This window comes from Actinopolymorpha rutila (genome assembly GCF_013407855.1).
Taxonomy (GTDB): domain Bacteria; phylum Actinomycetota; class Actinomycetes; order Propionibacteriales; family Actinopolymorphaceae; genus Actinopolymorpha; species Actinopolymorpha rutila.
The window spans coordinates 1,494,084-1,511,166 of record NZ_JACBZH010000001.1 but is presented as its reverse complement, the minus strand read 5'-3'; the positions used below and the strand labels follow the sequence as shown (position 1 = coordinate 1,511,166).

At 70.7% G+C, this 17,083-nt stretch carries 13 protein-coding genes; 6 read left to right on the top strand and 7 right to left on the bottom strand.

Annotated elements, in window-relative coordinates:
• Positions 1–3,072 (top strand): polysaccharide biosynthesis C-terminal domain-containing protein, encoded by a 3,072-nt coding sequence (locus F4554_RS31975; protein ID WP_179786581.1) that lies wholly within the window; start codon positions 1–3, stop codon positions 3,070–3,072.
• A gap of 100 nt (positions 3,073–3,172) precedes the next feature.
• Here F4554_RS31975 and F4554_RS06690 read toward each other — a convergent pair whose 3' ends face one another.
• The 7 genes from F4554_RS06690 to F4554_RS06660 all read right to left on the bottom strand — a co-directional run bounded on the left by F4554_RS06690 (position 3,173) and on the right by F4554_RS06660 (position 11,193).
• Positions 3,173–4,393, bottom strand: coding sequence for an IS110 family RNA-guided transposase (locus F4554_RS06690; RefSeq protein WP_179786580.1), 1,221 nt, complete (start codon positions 4,391–4,393; stop codon positions 3,173–3,175).
• Between the two features lie 251 nt (positions 4,394–4,644).
• The gene (locus F4554_RS06685) at positions 4,645–5,562 is read right to left on the bottom strand and encodes a glycoside hydrolase family 26 protein (protein ID WP_179786579.1); all 918 of its coding nucleotides are present in this window, start codon (positions 5,560–5,562) and stop codon (positions 4,645–4,647) included.
• A 395-nt stretch (positions 5,563–5,957) separates the two neighbouring features.
• A complete protein-coding gene (gene pth / locus F4554_RS06680; protein WP_179786578.1) occupies positions 5,958–6,554 on the bottom strand; it encodes an aminoacyl-tRNA hydrolase in 597 nt (198 codons plus the stop codon).
• Between the two features lie 36 nt (positions 6,555–6,590).
• Complete coding sequence (locus F4554_RS06675; protein WP_179786577.1) at positions 6,591–7,256, bottom strand: 50S ribosomal protein L25/general stress protein Ctc; 666 nt, start codon at positions 7,254–7,256, stop codon at positions 6,591–6,593.
• Positions 7,257–7,449: 193 nt separating this feature from the next.
• Positions 7,450–8,430: a ribose-phosphate diphosphokinase gene (locus F4554_RS06670; protein WP_179786576.1), complete on the bottom strand. Its 981-nt coding sequence runs from the start codon at positions 8,428–8,430 to the stop codon at positions 7,450–7,452.
• Positions 8,427–9,977: a bifunctional UDP-N-acetylglucosamine diphosphorylase/glucosamine-1-phosphate N-acetyltransferase GlmU gene (gene glmU / locus F4554_RS06665; RefSeq protein ID WP_337795901.1), complete on the bottom strand. Its 1,551-nt coding sequence runs from the start codon at positions 9,975–9,977 to the stop codon at positions 8,427–8,429. The genes F4554_RS06670 and glmU overlap by 4 nt, the downstream gene beginning before the upstream one ends.
• Positions 9,978–10,113: 136 nt before the next feature.
• Positions 10,114–11,193: an AraC family transcriptional regulator gene (locus F4554_RS06660; protein ID WP_179786575.1), complete on the bottom strand. Its 1,080-nt coding sequence runs from the start codon at positions 11,191–11,193 to the stop codon at positions 10,114–10,116.
• Positions 11,194–11,302: 109 nt separating this feature from the next.
• Here F4554_RS06660 and F4554_RS06655 point away from each other — a divergent pair, with 109 nt between their 5' ends.
• From F4554_RS06655 to F4554_RS06635, 5 genes are read left to right on the top strand one after another with little or no spacing between them, the layout of a single operon-like run.
• The gene (locus F4554_RS06655; protein WP_179786574.1) at positions 11,303–12,328 is read left to right on the top strand and encodes a phytanoyl-CoA dioxygenase family protein; all 1,026 of its coding nucleotides are present in this window, start codon (positions 11,303–11,305) and stop codon (positions 12,326–12,328) included.
• A gap of 52 nt (positions 12,329–12,380) precedes the next feature.
• Complete coding sequence (locus tag F4554_RS06650) at positions 12,381–13,172, top strand: TIM barrel protein (protein WP_179786573.1); 792 nt, start codon at positions 12,381–12,383, stop codon at positions 13,170–13,172.
• A 42-nt stretch (positions 13,173–13,214) separates the two neighbouring features.
• Entirely contained in the window at positions 13,215–14,201 is a 987-nt protein-coding gene (locus F4554_RS06645; RefSeq protein ID WP_179786572.1) for a Gfo/Idh/MocA family protein, read from the top strand.
• Positions 14,198–15,637, top strand: a complete 1,440-nt coding sequence (locus tag F4554_RS06640; protein WP_179786571.1) for a sulfatase family protein — start codon at positions 14,198–14,200, stop codon at positions 15,635–15,637. Before F4554_RS06645 ends, F4554_RS06640 begins: the two co-directional genes overlap by 4 nt.
• Positions 15,638–15,694: 57 nt before the next feature.
• Positions 15,695–17,077: a sulfatase-like hydrolase/transferase gene (locus tag F4554_RS06635; protein ID WP_179786570.1), complete on the top strand. Its 1,383-nt coding sequence runs from the start codon at positions 15,695–15,697 to the stop codon at positions 17,075–17,077.
• Positions 17,078–17,083: the final 6 nt, after the last annotated feature.

The window sequence follows — 17,083 nt, the reverse complement described above, 5'->3', positions numbered from 1 at the left end:
GTGAGTGCGGTGACTGCGGCTGGTACGTCGAGTACCCCGTCCATCGAACGGCTGGCACGCAACGGAATGCTCAACCTGGCCGGCACGTTCGTCGGCGGGGCGGCGAGCATCGCGCTGGTCGTGGTGGTCGCCAACGGTGTCCCCCAGAACGTCGCCGGGATGCTGTTCGCGGCCACGTCGTTCTTCCTCATCGTCACCGCGATCTCCGGGCTGGGGACCGACGTCGGCCTGGCGCACACCATCCAGCGACAGCTCGCCGTGGGCAGTCTCGCCGGCGCGGTGCGCACGGTGTGGATCGCGCTGCGCCCCGTCCTCGGGTTGAGTGCCGCGGCCGCGGTGGTGGTGTGGCTGGTGGCGCCGTGGCTCGCGACCATGCTGGGCGCCGGCGAGAGCGGCGCCACGAGCGTGGAGCACGGCGCCACGATGACGGCGATGCTGCGGGTGCTCGCGGTCAGCCTGCCGGTGGCCACGGCGTACGACACGATCCTCGCCGCCACCCAGGCGCACCAGACGATGCGGCCCAACGTCATCGTGGAGAAGCTCGGCCGGCTGCCCGGGCAGATCCTGTGCATCGTGGTCGTGCTGCTGGTCGGGGCCGGCCCGGTGTGGCTGGCGGTGGCCTGGGTCGCGCCGTACGCCGTCGGCCTGCTCGGCGTGGCGTGGTGGTACCGCTCGATCGTCGCCAGGCTGCGGACCAAGCCGGCCGGCGACGCCCACGGTGAGGTCCCGGAAGACGCCGCGCCGCCGGCCACCCTCGCCCGGGACTTCTGGGGATTCACCGCGCCCCGAGCTGTTGGGCGGATCTGCCAGGTAGCGCTGCAGCGCTCCGACATCGTGCTGGTCGCCGCGCTGCTGTCCCCGCGGCACGCGGCCGTCTACACCGCCGCGACCCGCTTCCTCGTCCTCGGCCAGCTCGGCGTCCAGGCCATCCAGCAGGTGCTGCAGCCACAGCTCGCGGGGTTGTTCGCCCGCGGCGACCTCGCGGGGGTACGCGAGTCGTTCTCCACGTCGACCGCGTGGCTGATGGCGATCGCTTGGCCGATCTACCTCTGCAGCGCGGTCGCCGCACCGGTGCTGCTGAAGGTCTTCGGCGGTGGGTACGAAGCCGGCCGGGCCACGGTCGTCATCCTGGCCCTCACCATGCTGGCCACCACCGCCACGGGTTCGGTGGACGTCGTGTTGCTGATGGCCGGGCGCAGCCGGCAGAGCCTGGTCAACAACGCCGCCGCCCTCGTCGTCGACGTCGTGCTCGTCGTCGTCCTGGTCCCCCGGCTCGGCATCACCGGTGCGGCGATCGCGTGGGCCGCCGCGCTCGCGGTCCGCAACACGCTGCCGATGCTGCAGGTGCGGCGGGCGTACGGCGTGATGTCGTTCGGCCCGGCCGTGCTGTGGGTGGCCGCCTCGGCGACCGCGTGCTTCGGCGTGGTGCCGCTCCTGGTGGACCTCGTGGCGCCGATGAACGTCGGCGTGGTGATCGGCTGGCTGGTCCCGATGTGCGCGGTGTACGCCGCGCTGTTGTGGAAGGGCCGAAACCACCTGCAGCTCGGAGCGTTCCGGAGCGCACTGGCAGGCGTGCCCATGGGCAGGCTCGCTGCTCCGATGCGCCGTCTGCACGGCCGGGCCCGGCAGACCTCCGGGCAGGCATTGCTGGGCGGCGTGAACGCGCTGCGGCGGCTGCCGTTCCCCCAGGGTGCCCGGGTCGCGTTGTCCACGCTGGTGCTCCGCCGGCCAGGGGTGGCACGGGTGCCGTTGGACCGGCTGCTGCTCGGCATCCAGGACGGCGTACCCGCGACCACCTACGCGGCGGAGTTCGACGACCTGCTGTGGGCGTCCACGCCGATCGCCCGCGGGCCGCACGCCGACCTGCTCCGCCTGGCGGCCGAGCACGGTGAGCTGACCGACGAGGCCATCCTCGCCTCGCCGTACACCGAACACGCCCGGCGCTGCCTGCGGCTGACCGGACGCTACTTCTGGGCATCCGACGAATCCGGTGTCGTCGAGGTCGCCCGGTCGTTCCTGGCTCGGGCGGTCGCCGCCGCCCCGTCCGGGGGCGTGCCGGCGCCGGTCGCGGTCGGCACCGCCGTGGGAACCGCCGTCGCCACCGGAGCCACCGCCGAGCACACGACGGGCACCGTGCCGGCGACCGTGCCGACGACCGCTCCGGCAGGCGGCCCGGTGACCGGATCGACCCCTGACGGGGGCGGGTTGCCGGCGCGGGCCGGGCAGAGCGGCCCGTCCGACCCGGTTCTGGTGGCACCGATCCGCGACTCCGACTGCTTCCAGGTGCTCGACGGCCACCACCGCCTGGCACTGCTCGCGCACGGCGGCGCCGAGTCCGCCTCGGTCAAGGTCAAGCGCGTTCCGGTGACGACGCCGCTGCAGGACCTGCTGGGGCAGATGAGCTGGATCGGCGGGAAGAAGGAGCTGTACCAGCCGATCGACGCACCCGAGCTGCAGCGCAGCTGGACGACCGTACGCCGCTGCACCGACCGGTTGTCGATGATGGAACGCCGGCTGGCGTCCGAGGGCATCGACGGACCCGGCCACAGCTACCTCGACGTGGCCTGCTGCTACGGGTGGTTCGTCCGCCGGCTCGGCGACCTCGGCTTCGCGGCGGAGGGCATCGAACGCGACCCGCTGGCACCGCGGCTCGCGGCCGGCGTCTACGGTCTGGACCCGGCCAGGATCACGGTGGGCGACGCGGTGGAGTTCCTCCGCGCGGCCCGGGACGCCGGGCGGAGGTGGGACGTGGTGTCCTGCTTCAGCCTGCTGCACCACTTCGTTCTCGGGCGGGCAAGCGTGTCCGCGGAGGAGTTGGCCGGACTCCTGGATTCGGTGACCGGACGAGTGCTGTTCCTCGACACCGGCCAGGAGCACGAGGCGTGGTTCGCCCGGTCGCTGCGCGGCTGGGACACCGAGCACGTCCGCCGCTTCCTCACCACCCACACCGGCTTCGACCGGGTGGTCGACCTCGGGCCGGACGAGGACGCGGTGGCACCGTACGCCGACAACTACGGCCGGCACCTGTTCGCCGGTATTCGCTCCGCGCGTCAGGACGAGGCGCCGCGCTAGGAAGACAGGCCGCCGGCCCGCGCGCCGGGGCGCCGGGCCAGTCGGTCATCGGTCGGCATTGGTTTCCTGCTCGGCCTAGACATCCCACGGCTCTAAGCTGTCAAGCGGCGATGGCTTCTTGGGTTGGCCAGGCGGTGGCTTCGTTGTAGCTGGTGCCGTGGGTGAGGCATCCGTGGAGGATGCCGACGAGCCGGTTGGCCAGTGTTCGTAGCGCTTGGTGGTGAGTTGCTCCGCGGTCGCGGTGGCGGTCGTAGAAGGCGCGCGCTCCGGGTGAGGTCGACAGTGCGGCGAAGGCTTGCAGGTAGAGGGCGTCGGCGAGCCGGCGGTTGCGGGCGTGGCGGGCGAGGACGACTCGTCTGGTGCCGGAGGCCTTGGTGATCGGGCTCATGCCGGAGTAGTTCTTTCGTGCCCGGGCGTCGGGGTAGCGGTGGGGGTCGTCTCCGAACTCGGCGAGTACCCGGGCGGCGAGGATCGGCCCGAGGCCAGGCTGGCTCAGGTAGATCTCAGCGTCCGGGTGCCGGCCAAAACCCGCCTTCACCTGCTCCTCCAAGGCAGCGATCTGGCGGACCATCTCGGCCGTGACCGCGACCAGCGCGGACAGGCTGGCCGCGTAGGCATCGACTACCTCCGGCCGGGTGGGCAGCTGCTGGCCGCGCAACGCCGTCGCGATCTGTTCGGCCCGGGCAGCCACGTTGCGTTGCCGACCGGCCCGGGCCAGCAGCCGCTGGATGCGGGCTGGGGTCAACGCCGCACCCTGCTGCGGTGTCGGTGCCGCAGCAAGGACCGCGAGGGCGTCCCGGCAGGCCAGGTCGCCGAAGGCGACCAGCGCGGCGGGGTAGTACTCCCGCAGCATCGACCGCATGGTGTTGGTGTTGCGTTGCCGGGTCCAGATCATCGTCTGGTGCGCCCGGGCAGCGACCTTGATGTGCTCGGCCAGCCCGGAATCACCCGCGACGGGGCGGTGATGTGCTCGGTCCAGGCGGACGATCTCGGCCAGCACGTGCGCATCACCGGGATCTGACTTCGCCCCGGCGGTGCCGTGCCGTTCTCGATAGCGCGCGACCTGCAGCGGGTTGATCGCATAGACGGTGTAGCCGGCCGCGATCAACGCCTGCACCCACGGGCCGCGGTCGGTCTCGATTCCCACCACCACCCGATCCGGCTCGTCCTGCACACCGAGGTGATCTCCCACCAGCCCGTGCAGCGCGGCGATGCCCTCGATTCCCTCAGGCAGGCGGCGCCGGGCCAACACCGTGCCAGCCTCGTCGACCAGCTCAAGGTCGTGATGAGCCTCTGCCCAGTCATCCCCGATGAAGAGCACCGCTGGTATCTCCTCTCCTTCCAGCCATCAGGGCGAGCTTGCGGAGAAGATCCAGGCGACCTAATGGATCAGTGCTCAACCCGGCACGACATCCCACCAGCCCTACGACCTCCTCACCAGCCGCCGGGGGCACGATCTAGGCCTAGACCTGAACGGCCAGGGACTGAAGAGTGCTCACCCGACGGCGGCTCGGCGACCAGCCTCACGCCCAACAGCCCTAGCCTTGGGCGCGAAACGCCGGTCGAACCCCATTAGGGGTTGAAGTACGGCATCAGCCCCGTGTTGCGATACGCCTGCAACGACGCCGTCGTGGAGTCTATTCGGGTCGCTCCGACCGTCCGGTCCGCCGCGGCATTCCAGTACACCATCGCCTTCACCGCCGGCCAGTTCTTTGCCTGTGAGCCCAGAGCCTTGAAGAAATCCGGCTTGCCGGCGGGATTACCGGGTTGTTCACCCACTCCCCATTCGGCGAGCATCAACGGCTTTCCGGGCGCGAACTGCGTTGCCCACGAGTAGAAGCCGGGCCACTTCGGGTACTCGGGGAATTTCCGATTGAAGAGATCGGAAACCGGACCCCAGTATGAACCGCTACCGAAGATGTAGGGGTCGTAGGCGATCCAGTCGACCACGTCGTTGCCGGGGTACAGGTTCTCGAACCACGGCTGGCTTCCCCACTTCGGCAGCCCGATGTAGTTCATCACCGTGACGATCCTGGTGGCACCCTGCGCACGCAGCCGCAGGACGACGTGCCGGTACATCGCGCGGTAGTCCTGTGCGGTGTAGCCGGATCCCGCCGTCGGCTTGACCTCTTCCTCCGGCTCGTGGTGGATCGTGAGGAAGAAGGGCTGGTTGAAGTTGGCCTTGATGTACGCGGCCAACTGGTTCAGCCTCTGGTCCTGTGCACCGGCTGCCACCTGAGCCCAAGTCTTGCCGCCCTCGGGCTTGTAGTTGATCAAGAGCAAGCGCTCCTTGCCCGGCTGGTTCGCCCGGGCGATTTCCGACGCCGTCGGGAACAACTGCCCGGACGAGTGGTAGTAGTGCACGATGTTGACCGGCCGCTGAATCTGATTCTCGAAATTCGTCAGCGCCCGGTCCCAGCTTTCCCCGGCAAGGGGATTGGGGGCGACGCCCCACCACGTGCCACATTTCGGCGTGAGTTTTGTACCCACGCCACAAGTACTCTTGACGACACCGCCCCCCGGTGCCGGCTTCTGGCCCGGTTGGCACGCAGCACCGGCAACCAGCACAACCGCGAGTAATACAGCGAGAAATAGTCTTCGAAACACGATGGCCCCTCCCGTCTGGCCAATTCATTCACCATAGGCAGGGGTCGTTGTCGGCCTCAGCCAAACGAAGCTGTGTGTCCGACAAAAATGGGTTCCCGGTGGGCCGGAGGGTAAACATGAAAATGCCGGCTCCACGCACCCCCCGGGCGCGAAGCCGGCACCTACGTACCCACCGACTCCTCGGGAACGGAGAAAGTTGCATGCGAGATCGAACCGTGATCTGAACGTCGTGGTCAACCCTCGCGGGGGACCGGCCGGGGGCCGGGCAGGCCGGGAAGTCAGCCGTGCCAGGTGTTCTGCGCACGGTCGAGTCCCTCGGCGACGAGTGCCTCGACCGCGTCGGCGGCGTTGTCGACGAGCAGCGGAACTTCCTTGCGCTCGGCCGCGGAGAAGCCGGAGAGCACGAAGTCGGCCGGGTTCTGGCGTCCGGGCGGGCGGCCGATGCCACACCGGACGCGATGGAAGTCCCCGGTGCCGAGAGAGCGGCGGATCGACCGGAGACCGTTGTGCCCGTTGTCGCCGCCGCCGAGCTTGAGCCGGAGCGCGCCGAACGGGATGTCGAGCTCGTCGTGGACGGCCACCACGCGCTCGGGCGGAATCTTGTAGAAGGTGGCCAGGCTCGCCACCGGGCCGCCCGTCTCGTTCATGTAGGAACGGGGCCGTGCCAGCACGACACGTACACCGGGCACGCCACCGAGCCGACCTTCGAGCACGTCGGCGCGGCCACGTGGGTGGGGCCTCAGCTTTCCGCCCACCCGGGTGGCCAGCAGGTCGACGACCTGCTGGCCGATGTTGTGCCGGTGGGCGGCGTACGTGGGCCCGGGGTTACCCAGGCCCACGACCAGCCATGGACTTCCGGACGAGCTCTCGGACATGGAGAGTTACGCAGGTCGCGCCGGAGTGCGGCTCGACTACTCCTGCTCGCCGGAGGGCTCCTCGCCGGCGCCTTCCTCGGTCTCCTCGGGCTCGGCAGCTGCCTCGGCCGCTTCCCCACCGACCGCGGCTTCGGCCTCGGCCAGCTCGCTCTCGACCTGCTCGGCGGTCGGCGCGGCGGCGACGTTGACGACCAGCGTCTCCGGCTCCAGGTGCAGGGTCACGCCGCGCGGCAGCGAGATGTCCTTGGCCAGGATCTGCGTGCCGACCTCCGCATCCTCGATCGAGACCTCGATCGAGGCGGGGATGTGCGTGGCCTCGGCCTCGACGGACAGCGTGGTGTGCTCGGTGGAGACCAGCGCGCCGGGTGCGGCCTCGCCGGTCAGGGCCACCGGCACTTCGACGACGACCTTCTCGCCGCGGCGGACGATCAGCAGGTCGACGTGCTCGAGGAAGCCCTTGATCGGGTCGCGCTGGACCTGCTTGGGGATCGCGAGCTCGTTGCGCTCACCCAGGTCGACGTCGAACAGCGCGTTGGCGGTCTTGAGCGCGAGCATCAGCTCGTGACCGGGCAGCGTGATGTGCACCGGAGCGCTGCCGTGGCCGTACAGGACGGCGGGGACGAGACCCGCGCGTCGGATCCGTCGCGCCGCACCCTTACCGAACTCGGTGCGGGACTCGGCCTTGATCTTGACCTCGGACACGGAAACTACTCCTCAAGAACGTGCGACGTCGGCTGCGGTCGATGGCTGCTCGGCGGCGCACATGTCCGCAACCGCGTCGATCACGGAGCCGGATACGGGCGTCCCTCGCCGAGGCAACCGGGAAAGAATACCTGCCGGTCTGTCAGGGGACGCGCAGGGGTCCGCCGAGTCGCGGATGAGAAACCGCAGGTGATCAGCTCGCGCCGTCGAACAGGCTCGTCACCGAGCCGTCCTCGAACACCTCGCGGATCGCGCGCGCGATCAGCGGGGCGATGGACAGCACCGTCAGCGTGTCGAAGCGGTGCTCCTGCGGAATCGGCAGTGTGTTGGTGACCACGACCTCGCGGATGCGGGCGTTCTTCAGCCGGTCGACGGCGGGGTCGGACAGCACGCCGTGCGTCGCGGCCACGATCACGTCGGAGGCGCCCGCGTCGATCAGGGCCTCGGCGGCCTTCACCACGGTGCCGCCGGTGTCGATCATGTCGTCGACCACCACTGCCGTACGGCCCTCGACCTCACCGACCACGCGGTTGGCCACCACGGAGTTGGGGACGTTGACGTCGCGGGTCTTGTGGATGAACGCCAACGGGCAGCCGCCGAGCCGGTCTGCCCACTGCTCCGCCACCCGCACCCGGCCGGAGTCGGGTGCCACGACGGTGACCCGGGAGCTGTCCACGCGGGTCTCGATGTAGCTCGCCAGCACCGGTAGGGCGAACAGGTGGTCGACCGGTCCGTCGAAGAAGCCCTGCGTCTGGGCGGTGTGCAGGTCGACCGCCATCAGCCGGTCGGCGCCGGCGGTGCTGAGCAGGTCGGCCATCAGCCGGGCCGAGATCGGCTCCCGGCCGCGGTGCTTCTTGTCCTGCCGGGCGTAGCCGTAGAACGGCGTCACCACGGTGATCCGCTTGGCGGAGGCCCGCTTCAGCGCGTCGACCATGATCAGCTGTTCCATGATCCACTCGTTGATCGGCGCCGGGTGGCTCTGGATCACGAACGCGTCGCAGCCGCGTACGGACTCCTCGAACCGAACGTACGTCTCACCGTTGGCGAAGTTGTAGGAGGTGGTCGGCACCAGGTCGACCTCGAGGAGTTCGGCGACCTCGTCGGCGAGTTCGGGATGAGCCCGACCCGAGAAGAGCATGAGGTTCTTCTGGGTGGTGAGTTTCATCCCGGTCACTGCTCACTCCTCTTCGGCGCGTCATCGACATCGCCAGTGTCTCTCGTCCCGTTCGCGTGCGGTGCGCGGGTCTCCCCCGTCGTCTCCCGCCCGGATGGTGTAGCCGGCTCGGCGGATTGTGCCGCCTGGGCGGCCTCGGCGGCCTCCGCCGTCCTGGTGCCGGCGCGCTTGCGGGCGACCCAGCCGCCGATGTTGCGCTGCTGGCCCCGGGCGACTGCCAGCTCACCCGGCCCGACGTCCTTGACCACCGTCGAACCGGCGGCGACGTAGGCCCCGTCGCCGATCTGGCGGGGCGCGACCAGCACGGAGTCGCTGCCCACGAAGGAGTGCCGGCCGACGTTGGTGTGGTGTTTGTGCACCCCGTCGTAGTTGGCGAAGATCGTCCCCGCGCCGATGTTGGTGCCCTCGCCGATGGTGGCGTCGCCGACGTAGGTGAGGTGCGGGACCTTCGCGCCGGGGCCGATCTCGGCGTTCTTCGTCTCGACGAAGGTCCCGATCTTGCCGGACTCGCCCAGGTTGGTGCCGGGACGCAGGTAGGCGAACGGGCCGACGGTGGCGCCGGCGCCGATCACCGCACGCTCGCCGTGGGTGCGGACCACGGTGGCGTCCGGGCCGACGGTGACGTCGGTCAGTGTGGTGTCGGGGCCGACCTCGGCCCCGGAGGCGACGCTCGTCGCGCCCCGGAGCTGGGTCTGCGGGAGCAGCGTCACGTCGGGTTCGAGGCGTACGGTCGACTCCACCCAGGTGGTGGCGGGGTCGACGACCGTGACGCCCGCCCGCATCCACTCGGTGAGGATCCGGTCGTTGAGCACCCGGCCGAGCTGGGAGAGCTGCACCCGGTCGTTGACACCGAGGATCTCGGTCTCGTCCTCGGCGACGAACGCGCCCACCCGGTGCCCGTCGCCGGCCAGGATCGCGAGGACGTCGGTGAGGTACTCCTCACCCTGGCTGTTGTCGGCGTCGAGCCGGCCGAGCGCGTCGGCCAGCCGGGCGGCGTCGAAGGCGAACATCCCGGAGTTGATCTCGGCGATCGCCTGCTGCGCCGGGGTGGCGTCGCGGTGCTCGACGATGCCCCGCACCGCGCCGTCGGGTCCGCGCACGATCCGGCCGTACCCGGTGGGGTCGGCGACCTGCGCGGCCAGCACGGTCGCGGCGGACCCCTGCTCCTCGTGGGTGGCGAGCAGGGCGCGCAGTGTCCCCGGCCGCAGCAGCGGGACGTCGCCGTTGGTCACCACCACCGTGCCGCGCAGTGGGGGAAGGGCCTGGAGGGCGGTACGGACGGCGTGGCCGGTGCCGCGTTGTTCGGCCTGGACCACCGGTTGGGCGCCCGGGTCGACGGTCTCCAGGTGGGCAACGACCTGTTCGCGGGCGTGCCCGACGACCACGACGAGGTGCTCGGGCTCCAGCGAGCGGCCGGCCCCGGCCGCGTGTGCGAGCAGACTGCGGCCACCGAGCTGGTGGAGCATCTTGGGGGTCCGGGACTTCATCCGCTTGCCCTCGCCGGCGGCGAGCACGATGACGGCGGCCGGCTTGACAGACGCGATCACTGGGGTGCTCCTCAGGCGTCGCGGGCAGGTTCGGGGCGAGCATATCCGTGACCGCCCGCCCGCGTGGCCGGGCCCGGTCAGCGGTCGCCCGAGAGCGGATGCGGACCGTCGGCGGCAGGACACGCTCGGATCACGTTCAGAGCAGGCGCTCGCGGCGGCGCCACGCGGTGGGCGGCCGGCCGGTGCGGTCGCGGAAGATCCGGGAGAAGTAGTTCGCGTCGGCGAACCCGCACCGCCGGGCGACCTGGGCCACGGTCAGCGGCGTGGTGCGCAACAGCCCCCGGGCGCGCTCGATCCGCTGGTCGAGCACCCACCCCATCGGCGACCGCCGCAGGTAGGTGTCGAACCGCCGGCTCAGCGTCGCCCCGCTGCAGCCGGCGACCTCGGCCAGCCCGGCCACGGTGAGGCGGTCGGCCAGGTGGTGTTCGACGTACGCCAGTACGCGGCGCAGCTCGTCCGGCACCACGCAGGTGTCGGACCGGCCACCGCCGCCCCCGAGGACGCCGAACCCGCCCGATCCCGCATACCCGGCGGCCTGGTCGCCGGTGCGCGCGGCGAGCTGGTACGCCAGCCCGGTGAGCTCGTCGACCATCATCGTGCCGAGCGCCCGGATCGACGCCTCCGACGGCGTACCCCGCCGCCACACCTCCACCGCGTACGCGCTCAGCTGGGCCAGTCCCGGCGCGGCGTCGGCGGTCGTGGCCACCACCTGCGGCCCCAGGTCCGGTTCGCCGTCGCGGCGCCACCGGCAGCCGGCGTGCCGGTGGTTCGGGTCGTGCGGGACCGTCGGATCCAGCGGGAACCCCTCGTCGTGCCGCGGCACGAGGTGCACGCCGACCAGCAGGAACGGGTCGACCTCCGCCGCCGTGTAGTGGATCCGGTGCCCCCACGGCAGGACGAGCAGCACACCCGGTACCAGCGAGAAGCGCACCCCGTTGACCCGCGCCTCGCCCCGGCCGGCCCGGCACCAGGTCACCATCCGCGACTCCACGCGGGGGAAGCCGAAGCGTTCACCGGGGCCGAACTGCACGGCGTTGGCCTGCAGCAGCGCCGGGAACGCGGGTGGAGCCACCGGCGTGAGCGGCGTCGGGACGAGCGGCTGGACGAAGGGCTGGGCGAGCGGCTGGACGAGCGGCTTCGGTGCCCGTGCCGGTTCGGTCACCACGGCGGTTCCCGAGGCTGCGCGCGGCGCCACGTCCGGCAACGGACCTGTCATGCGTGGATCCTCCAGTCTTCGACAGCCCAGACCATGTCGCGACGGCCCCGGTGCGTGGTGGGCTGGACACATCGGCCGATCGGGAGCGAACGCCCACTCGGGAGCGACCATGACGACACCGCCGACCACACCGGCCACAGCCACGACGGCAGCACGCACCGCGGACTTCCTCGACTCCTCCGCTCTCCTCGACGACCCCGCCGCGCTGCGGGCCCGCGCGGACGAGCACGGCTACCTGTTCTTCCGCGGACTGCTGCCGATCGACGACGTGCTCGACCTGCGCAGACGGTTCCTGCAGATTGTCCGCCGGTACGGCTGGCTGGTCGACGGAACGCCGGTCTCGGACGGCATCGCCGACGTCGCGGCGTTCGACCGGGTGCCGCGCGAGGAGACGGCGTTCTGCGGCGTGGGTATCACCAGGGACGCCTACGCCGACATCCAGCGCGTACGCCAGTTCCACGAGCTCGCCCACCATCCGCGGCTGCTCGCGGTCTACCGGAACCTGTTCGGTGCGGACGTACTCCCCCATCCGCGCAACATCGCCCGCGTCGTGATCCCGGGCGGAGGCACCCGGCCGACGCCGCCGCACCAGGACTTCATCCACATCCAGGGAACGCCGCGGGTGTGGACGGCGTGGTTCCCGCTCGGTGACTGCCCGCGTGAGCTCGGCGGCCTGTCCGTACTTTCCGGCTCGAACCGCGAGGGCCTGATGTCCTACCACGCGGCCGAGGGCGCCGGCGGCCTCGAGGCGTACCTGTGCGACCTCGACCTGCCGTGGGCACAGGGCGACTTCGCCGCCGGTGACGTCCTGACCTTCTCCAGCCACACCGTCCACCGGGCGCTGCCGCACGCGGCCGGCGACCGGGTGCGGCTGTCCTGCGACTTCCGCTACCAGCCGGCGGCGGAACCGCTGCACGAGGGATCGCTGCGCGTGCACTGCGACGTGCTCGGGTGGGAAGAGGTGTACGCGGACTGGCCGGACCCGCCCGACCCGCCCGACTCGCCCGACTCGCCCGACTCGCCCGATCCGCTCGCCGGGTCGCCGGGCGACGTGCGGTGGTACTGGCGCGACATGGACCTGCGACGCAGCGAGTGGGACGAGTCGATCCGCTGGCAGAAGGACCGGATCTGTTGAGAGATCCGGCGATTCGAAACCCGAACCGAAACCGAAGAGAAGAAGGTGACCTGTGAAGCTCGGATGCAACACGGTGCTGTTCGCCGGATTCGACGTGCAGGAGGCGCTCGACCAGATCGCCTTCGCCGGTTACGAGTACGTCGAGCTCGCCGCGATCAAGGGCATGTGTGAGCACCTCTCCGTCGATCAGGGCACCCGCGGCGCTGAGGAGGTCGGCAAGCGGGTCGAGGCGGCCGGGCTCACCGCCACCGCCGTCGAGGCCGCGACCACCGACCCCGAACGCCTGGCCCGGGTCTGTGAGCTCGCCGCAGCGATCGGCATCGACATCGTCAACGTCGGCTCGGGTGGCAAGTCCGGCGACGAGGAGTCCACCAAGGAGGCCATCGCGAACGTCGTCCGGCTGGCCGACGTCGCGCGCGACCACGGCTGCCGGCTCGCGGTGAAGCCGCACGTGGGGCAGGCCATCTTCGACGCGGCGACAGCGTTGCGGCTGACCGCCGAGGTGGACCACCCGGCACTCGGGCTGAACTTCGACCCGAGCCACCTCTACCGCGCCGACGAGGACCCCGACGACGTGGCCCGCCAGTGGGGTTCGCGCATCATCACCAGCCACTTCCGCGACTGCGCGTCGCGCGAACGCCAGGTCGGCCCGCCGCCCACCCAGGTGCCCGGCCGCGGCACCGTCGACATCCCGGCGACGCTGCGGGCGCTGGCGGAGGTGGGGTACGCCGGACCGCTCAACCTCGAGGTGATCGGCGCGGCGTCCTACACGCTGCCCCAGGCCACCTCGATCGCGGCCGAGACCCGCGGCTACCTCAACCGCTGCCTGCAGGAGCTCGGCTGAGCCCCGGCCACAACCCCAAGACACCCCTTCGGAAGGAGCCCCATGTTGCGTGTCGCAGTCGTCGGCCTGGGCAACATCGGCAAGACGCACTCCCGGTACTACTCGGAGAACCCCGACGCCGAGCTGGTCGCCCTGTGCGACATCGACGCCGGCCGGGTCGACCCGGTGGCCAAGACGTACGGCGTACCGGCCTATCACGACCTCGGTGAGATGCTCGCCGCCGAGCGCCCGGACGCGGTGAGCATCGCCACCGCCGGTCCGGAGAACGGCGGCCACCACTACGAGCCGACGATGCAGGCGATCGAGGCCGGCGTGCACGTCCTGGTGGAGAAGCCGATCTCCAACAACATCGAGCATGCCCGGGAGATGGTGCGGGCGGCCAAGGAGCGCGGCGTCCTCATGGGCGTCAACCTCAACCACCGGTTCACCCCGGCGGCCGAACGAGCCAAGAAGCTGCAGGAGGACGGCACGCTCGGCGAGGTGCTGTTCCTGAACATGGCGCTGTGGATCAACAACCCGAACGAGAGCTCGCCGTGGTTCCATCTGCGGGCGCTGCACCCGCACTCGATCGACGTGATGCGCTACTTCGGCGGGCCGATCACGAAGGTGCAGGCCTTCTGCCACAAGGGACCCGGCCGCAAGATCTGGTCGAACGCGTCGGTCAACGTGCAGTTCGCCAGCGGAGCGGTCGGCCACCTGACCGGCAGCTACGACGCCAGCGGCCTGCACCCGATCGAGCGGTGCGAGGTCGGTGGCAGCGCGGGCCGGCTGGTGATCGAGAACGTCTACCAGAAGCTGGAGTTCTTCCCGCGTACGTCGCCGGAGAAGCTGGTGGTGGAGAACTCCATCATGGGCGGGATGGGCAACTTCAACGAGACGTTCCGCAACCGGATCAACGCGTTCGTCTCGCAGGTCTCCGCGGGTGGCCCGCTGGACGCCTCCGGTGAGGACGGCCTGGCCGCGCAGGAGGTCATCGAGGCGGCGATCCGGTCGTTCGAGAACGGCACCATCGAGGAGGTGGCCGGATGACGGCCGCCGCCGATGGCACGCCGTCCGCGGGCCGCAGGCCGCCGAACATCGTCGTGATCGCGCTGGACACCCAGCGCGCGGACCACCTCGGCTGCTACGGCTACGGCCGCGACACCAGCCCGAACATCGACGCGTTCGCCCGTGAGGGTGTGGTTTTCGAACGCTGCATCGCGCCCAACATCCCCACGCACCCGAGCTTCACCACGTTGTTCTCCGGCAAGGAGGCGATCACCCACGACATCGTCAACATCGGCGGCGGGGTGCCGGTCGCCGACGGCGTACGCCTGCTGCCGGAGATCCTGCGGGACAACGGGTACGCCACCGCGGCGGTGGACAACATGGGCCGGCACTTCACCCGCGGCTACGAACGCTACGAGCAGTACCAGTGGGACCGCTCCGACCCGACGGTGCTGCGCAAGGCCGAGACGGTGACCAACCTCGCGCTGCCGATGCTGGACGATCTGGTCGCGGACGAGCGGCCGTTCTTCTGTTTCCTGCACTACTGGGACCCGCACACGCCCTACCTCCCGCCGCCCGGCTACGAGGACCTCTACACCGACAGCGGGCGCAACGCGTACGACCCGGACAACCACAGCATGGACGAGGCGTGGAGCTGGGAACCGTTCAAGTGGTACTTCCACGACTGGATGCCCGGTGTCACCGACGCCCAGCACGTGATCGACCTGTACGACGGCGAGATCCGCTACATGGACAACGATCTCGCCCGGGTCTTCGCCGCGCTCGAACGCGTCCGCGAGGACACCATCGTGGTGATCACCGCCGACCACGGCGAGGTGCTGAACGAACAGCTCGGCTACTTCGACCACCACGGGTTGTACGAGGGGAACGTCCACATCCCGCTGATCCTCTCCTGGCCGGGAACACTGCCCGCGGGCAGGCGGATCCCCGGCCTGGTGCAGAACCTCGACGTCGCGCAGACGCTGCTCGACGCCGCGGGAATCCCGCAGCGGGAGCACATGGAGGGGCTGAGCCTGTTCCCCGTGCTGTCCGGCGTACGCGACGGCAACTACGACACGGTCTACCTGTCCGAGGCGACCTGGGAAGTCAAGCGGGGGTTGCGCACCGACCGGTGGAAGTTCATCCGGGCGATCGAGCCGGACCCGCACGGCCGGCCGATGGTGGAGTTGTACGACCTGCATGCCGACCCGGGTGAGCAGAACAACGTCGCCGAACGCGAACCCGCCGTGGTGAAGGAGCTGTCGGACCGGCTGGACGCGTGGCTGGACAGGCGGTTGGCCGAGACCGGGAAGACCCGGGACCCGGTGGCCGAGCAGGGCGCGTGTGCCTCGGCGATCGGTCAGCCGAAGCCGGACGAGGTGGTCGGCGCGGGCGCGACGCCGTTGCGCGAACGCGTCGGATCCGCGGGCGGCGCGGCCAACATCCCCGACCCGAGCGAACTCAACGCCGGCCGCTGAGGCCACCTCAGCCACCGGCCACCGGCCACCGAAACACCGAACGGAGCAGAACCCAACGTGCGAAGGCGTCCGCACATCGTCGTGGTGGGGATCGACACGCTGCGTCCGGACCACCTGGGGTGCTACGGCTACCAGCACCCGACGTCTCCGGGACTGGACGCGCTCGCCGCGCAGAGCGTCGTCTTCGACGCGTTCTGCGCGGCGGGCATTCCCACCACTCCCGCGTTCACCACGCTGCTCACCGGCCTGCACCCGCTGGTGCACCAGGTCGTCACCCACCCGGCCCGGCACCGGATGGGTGGGCAGATCGCCAGCCTGCCCCAGCTCGCGCAGGAGGCCGGCTACCACACCGCTGCGTGCGACAACCTCGTCGTGCAGGGGTCCGGCCGGGGCAGCTGGTTCGCCCGCGGGTTCGAGCAGTACTCCGGCTTCGTCTACACGCCGTTCGGCGACCAGAGCGCGCGGATCACCGACGCGGCGCTGTCCCTGGCCGCCGACGCCGCCGACGCCGCCGACGCTCCCGGAGACGACCCGCTGCTGCTGTTCGTGCACTACTGGGACCCGCACACGCCGTACGGCCCGCGGCCGCCGTACGACACCCTCCACTACGAGCCGGGGTCCGGCCCGTTCGACCTCGCCGACGTCCGGGCGCTGTCGCCCGACTACTACGACGCGTTCCTCGCCGACATGCGGCTGCGCCACCCCGACGACTACGCGTACGTCATGGCGCAGTACGACGGCGAGATCAGCCAGGTCGACGCGCAGGTGACCCGGCTCGTCGAGGGGCTCACCGGCCTCGGCCTGTGGGACGACACGGTGTTCGTCGTCCTGTCCGACCACGGCGAGTGTTTCGGCGAGGGCGACTTCCACTTCGACCACCACGGGCTGTACGACGCGGTGACACGCACCGTTCTGATGATGCGCGTGCCCGACCTCGCACCAGGCAGGCGCGGCGCCCTCGTCTCGCACGAGGACCTGTTGCCGACGCTGTGCGACCTGGGCGAGATCCCGTTGCCGGCGTACCCGTTGACCGGCACCAGCCTGCGGCCGGTACTGACCGATCCCACCGCACCCGGCCGGGAGCACGTGGTGACGGTGGAGTCCACCCGGCAGGCCTCGGTCTCGGTACGCACGGCCGGCCACAAACTGATCCAGCCGGTCACCGCGCTCGCCGACGGCACGCCGCTGCCGGACTTCTACGGCCGCACCCGACGGCCGGACCCGCTGGTGTTCGACCTGCAGGCCGACCCCGGCGAGAGGCACGACCTGTCCGGGGAGTGCCCGGAGCTGACCGAGCGCCTGCGGGCTCTGCTCGAGCACGAGCGGACCCGGCTGCTGGCGTACCACGGCGGTCCGGATCCCTTGCTCACCCAGGGACTCGGCCTGCCCTTCGAGCGGTTCCTCGCCCGAGTGCTCGCGCGCGCACCCGCCGGCCGCTGATCAGGC

What these genes read in the sequence shown, in the direction of transcription:
- pth (WP_179786578.1), bottom strand. Translation starts at nt 6,554, where the DNA reads ATGTCCGAGAGCTCGTCCGGAAGTCCATGGCTGGTCGTGGGCCTGGGT.
- F4554_RS06660 (WP_179786575.1), bottom strand. Translation starts at nt 11,193, where the DNA reads ATGACAGGTCCGTTGCCGGACGTGGCGCCGCGCGCAGCCTCGGGAACC.
- F4554_RS06655 (WP_179786574.1), top strand. Translation starts at nt 11,303, where the DNA reads ATGACGACACCGCCGACCACACCGGCCACAGCCACGACGGCAGCACGC.
- F4554_RS06645 (WP_179786572.1), top strand. Translation starts at nt 13,215, where the DNA reads ATGTTGCGTGTCGCAGTCGTCGGCCTGGGCAACATCGGCAAGACGCAC.
- F4554_RS06640 (WP_179786571.1), top strand. Translation starts at nt 14,198, where the DNA reads ATGACGGCCGCCGCCGATGGCACGCCGTCCGCGGGCCGCAGGCCGCCG.